General features: G+C 56.2%; 3 protein-coding genes. 2 read left to right on the top strand and 1 reads right to left on the bottom strand.

Going from position 1 to position 4,029, the window contains the following annotated elements; genetic code table 11:
• Together D180_RS22500 and D180_RS22925 are read left to right on the top strand one after the other, a co-directional pair.
• A partial coding sequence (locus tag D180_RS22500) for a hemagglutinin repeat-containing protein (RefSeq protein WP_017912393.1) occupies window positions 1-3,368 on the top strand: 3,368 nt, incomplete at its 5' end.
• Window positions 3,361-3,681, top strand: a complete 321-nt coding sequence (locus tag D180_RS22925; RefSeq protein ID WP_232760394.1) for a hypothetical protein — start codon at window positions 3,361-3,363, stop codon at window positions 3,679-3,681. The genes D180_RS22500 and D180_RS22925, both read left to right, overlap by 8 nt.
• Before the next feature lie 161 nt (window positions 3,682-3,842).
• Here D180_RS22925 and D180_RS24495 read toward each other — a convergent pair.
• Window positions 3,843-4,029, bottom strand: a 187-nt coding sequence (locus D180_RS24495) for a hypothetical protein (RefSeq protein WP_232760392.1), incomplete at its 5' end; no start/stop codon positions are given.

The following is a 4,029-nucleotide window of genomic DNA, read 5'->3' as shown; positions in this document are numbered from 1 at the left end:
CCGGCCACGACCTGCTCTCGCAAGGCGCGCAGGTTGCCGGCACCGGCAATGTGGTCGTTGCCGCGGGCAACGATCTGACGCTGGAGACGGCGCAGAACACGCATAGCGAGGAGCACGACAAGAAGGTCAAGAAAACCGGTCTGTACAGCGGCGGCGGCTTCAGCGTCACCCTGGGTGCGAGCAAGCAGACCAACACGCTCGACACCACCGAGGTGAGCCAGAGCGGCAGCCTGGTGGGCAGTACCGATGGCTCCGTCACCCTCACCGCCGGCAATGCCGTGGCGATCACCGGCAGCGACGTGCTGAGCAAGACCGGCACCGCCATCGTCGGCAAGGACGTGACAATCGCCGCGGTCGAGAACCGCGTGGACACGGTGCAGACGTCCAAGCAGCAGAGTGCGGGGATCACCTTGGGCCTGACCGGCGCGGTGGTACAGGCGGCCGAAGCGGCATATGGCGCAACCAAGCGCGGCAGCGAAGTCGAGGATAGCCGACTGCAGGCGCTGTATGCAGCCAAGGCCGGTTACGCAGTGAAAGACAGCGTCGACGCGTACCAAGCCGCTACGGCACAAGGTGCACAGATGGGCGGAGTCAGCCTGCGCATCGGTATCGGTGCTAGCAGCGCGTCCAGCAAGACCGTCACCCACGAAGAAACGACTGGCGGCAGCCGCATTCTCAGCGACGGCAATGTGACCATCGCCGCCACGGGTGGCGACCTCGACGTGATCGGCAGCAAGATCGATGGTCAGAACGTCGTGCTGGCCGCGGCCAACAACCTTAGTTTGCTGAGCCAGCAGGAAACCAACACCGAAAAGTCGAGCAACAAGAACGCTGGCGGCGAAATCGGCGTGAGCGTTGGCACCACCACGGGCGTCTACCTGACCGCCTACGCCGGTAAGGGCAGTGCCAAGGGCAACAGCGAACTGCACACCGAAAGCGTGGTCACGGCCAAGGACACGCTGACCTTGGCCAGCGGCAACGACACCACGATCAAGGGTGCGCAGGCGATCGGCGACACCGTGCTGGCCAAGGTCGGCGGCGACCTGCTGATCCAGAGCGAGCAGGACACCAACGACTACAAGAGCAAGCAGCAGCAGGCCGGTGCCACCCTGGTATACGGCTTCAGCGGTAGCAGCGCCAGCTACAGCCAGCAGAAGACCGACAGCAGCTACACCAGCGTCAAGGAGCAGAGCGGCATCCAGGCAGGCAACGGTGGCTTCGACGTGACCGTTGGCGGCAATACCCACCTGATTGGCGGCGCCATCGCCAGCACGGCCGATGCAGCGTTGAACCGCCTATCCACCGACAGCCTGACGGTGGAGGATTTGCAGAACAAGGCCGAGTACAAGGCAGGCGGTTTTGGCGTCGGTACGGGGGACTGGGCGTCCGCGGCGGCCGGTGCCGCCTTGAGTCTGGCGGGTAATCAGACAGGAAGTAGTGGCAGTACGACCAAGAGCGATATTGCCGCGGGCAGTGTCGAGGTGCGCAATGGCGACACAACCGCTCTGGCCAGTTTGGATCGAAGCGCTACGGAACTGCAGCAGAGCGGGCTGAAGCAGATATTCGACGAGAAGAAGGTTGCGGAACAGCAGGAACTTGCCCAAGTCGCCGGTGAGGTGGCGTTTAGGTCGGCTAAGGAGCTCATTTCCTACAAGAGGGAGCAAGCGGCTGCAGATGCAGAACAAGCTATGGCCGATCTGGAAGCGGCCAAGGGCGATCCGGATGCGACGGCAGCAGCGAAGGCACGGCTGAACGCAGCCAACGACCAGCTTGCGAAGTGGAACGACGCGGGAGCGGCAAAGCAGATCACGCAAGTGACGGCGGGCGCACTGGCTGCTGCAGTCTCGGGCGGCAACGTCCTGAGCGCGGCCGGTGGCGTGTTGATGAACGAGGCGTTGTTGCCGAAGTTCGCTGACGCACTGCAGAAGGGCGGGATACAGCCGGGAAGCGGTGCCGAGGCCACATTGATGAGTGGCCTCGGAGCCCTGCTCGGCGCAGCAGGCGGTCTCTTGGGCGGCGATGCGCAGGCAGGCGCAGCCTCGGGTAATGCCGTCCAGACCTATGGCTACTACGACTATCGCGAAGGACGTTCGCAGCGACAGGCGATGGCTGCCGAGGCGCTGAAAAATGTCGGGATCACCGATCCCAATGAAGTTGCCGGTGTCAATGCACTTCTCGACAACTGCGTAAAGCTTGGCTGCGATCCGGACAAGCTGGTGCTGTTGCTCAAATCGCCGGATGCAGCGTCAACGCTGCGAGAGCTCGCGCAACCTGAAAGCATTGCCTTCCAGCGCTACGGCAAGGGATTCAATGAGCTGGACGAACAGCAGCGCAAAGATGTTATTAACCACATTCCGACGGGGGAGGTCGACGTTGGTTCGATTGGGACTGTCGCCGTTGGGGCCGTGGGAAGTACTCATGCGGATAGCGCAGCTTCTTCAAACAGTGAGGTATTTGAAAGCTCTCAGGGAACAGCGGGCTCGCCGCAATCTCAGGATGAAAATTTCAGACTGAAGGGAGCAACGGTTGTCTCCAACCTTGCCATCGCAGGTGGAAAGAAGGTAGAGCAGTTTAAAAATTGGCTGGGCGAAGACAATGCAGAGACTGCCGCGCTGGTCTTGATGGCAGCGGCGGGTGGCCCGGTGAAGACCTTGGGCAGCACACTGTGGGCGGCAACGCCGATGGCGGGGTATCTCCAGGAAAAGAAAGAGCAGTATTTGGTCAATCCGCTGACGCCTTTGATCGGCGCCAACGCATTTGGCGCTGAGACCGATAGCGATCAGCAAGCGGTGCGTCCTGCGAGTCATGCAACTAGCTCAATGCTCGTGGATACATTGCTATCTTCGATTGGTGCCCTGGGCATCAAGGCTGGTGCGACTGGCATTATCAAAAGTAGTGACGGATTTTCGGCGAAAGTCGAAGGTGCAGATAATGCGTTTAGCTTCTCTGGAGGAAAGCCGGCAGTAGCTGGTGACAGCTACCATCCTTCATCTGTAGTGGAACGTTCGAAATCTAATAGAGAGTATTATGGTGAAGCGAATTCCTCTAATGAATTTCCAGCGGGAACAGTAAATTATGAAAGCCACTCGACAGCCAAGCTTGAGCAATCTAAAGTTCCACGGGATCTGAATGAGCAGGTACTCTGGAATAGAGTAAAAGATGATCCGTCGAAGGGTAAACCTTTAAAGCTTAATAATGACCCAAATTTTCCCCGTGAGGATGGTTGGCAAAAAATGGAAGTAACTCATCGACTCCCAGACGGAAATTCTATAACCATTCATTACCAATACAATGAGCGCACGGGAAAAGCATATGATATGAAAGTTGTTACGCCTCAGTATAACAAAACCCCTACGGGAGGTGAGTAGTTACATGCATATAAAATTGAATGACGGTGATAATTCAATAGAAGTTCTTGGAATTTATTGGGTCAACGGGAAAAAATATTATTGGATTATACCGTACAAAGGGTATCCAGGTTTTTTAGCCGTAAGCGAAGATGACTGCAGAGTAATCGACTCATCTATGTCTCGTGATATGGTTGCTTATGAATACGATGATGGTAGTGAATCAATTCTACATTGGGCAGCACATGATCTATTAGAAGATTTGGTTGAGCATGATGCTCGAGCAATGACAGAATTTCTTAGAAGAAAACAAAAGTTGGAGGGTGAAGATTAAATGGAGGCAGTCTTCTCAAAACCCTGTAGTGGCAATGATAGAGCCCATTATGCGCCAGCTTCTGGGGCAATAAATCATAAGTAGAAATGGGATCAGGTTGACTTCCTAAATGGAACTGACCAATTACTCGATCCAAGCCAAGACCATGCGCTTTGCAGGCATTAGGCCGGCACACTGTCCGCGCAAAAAATTTGGACTAGCGCATATTTTTGGTTGGAATGGGCTCCGAGGAAAACGTTGTATTCTTCTATAATAGGATTTTCATGCCATTCTTGTAGATTCGATAAATAGATTTTCCGCGAAAAAGAACGGCTAACGGCCTGGGCGGGGTCAAGGCCAACAACAGCG

The sequence above is a fragment of the Xanthomonas sp. SHU 166 genome (assembly GCF_000364685.1).
GTDB classification, from domain to species: Bacteria; Pseudomonadota; Gammaproteobacteria; order Xanthomonadales; family Xanthomonadaceae; genus Xanthomonas_A; species Xanthomonas_A sontii.
This window is presented reverse-complemented; position numbering and strand designations above follow the sequence as displayed.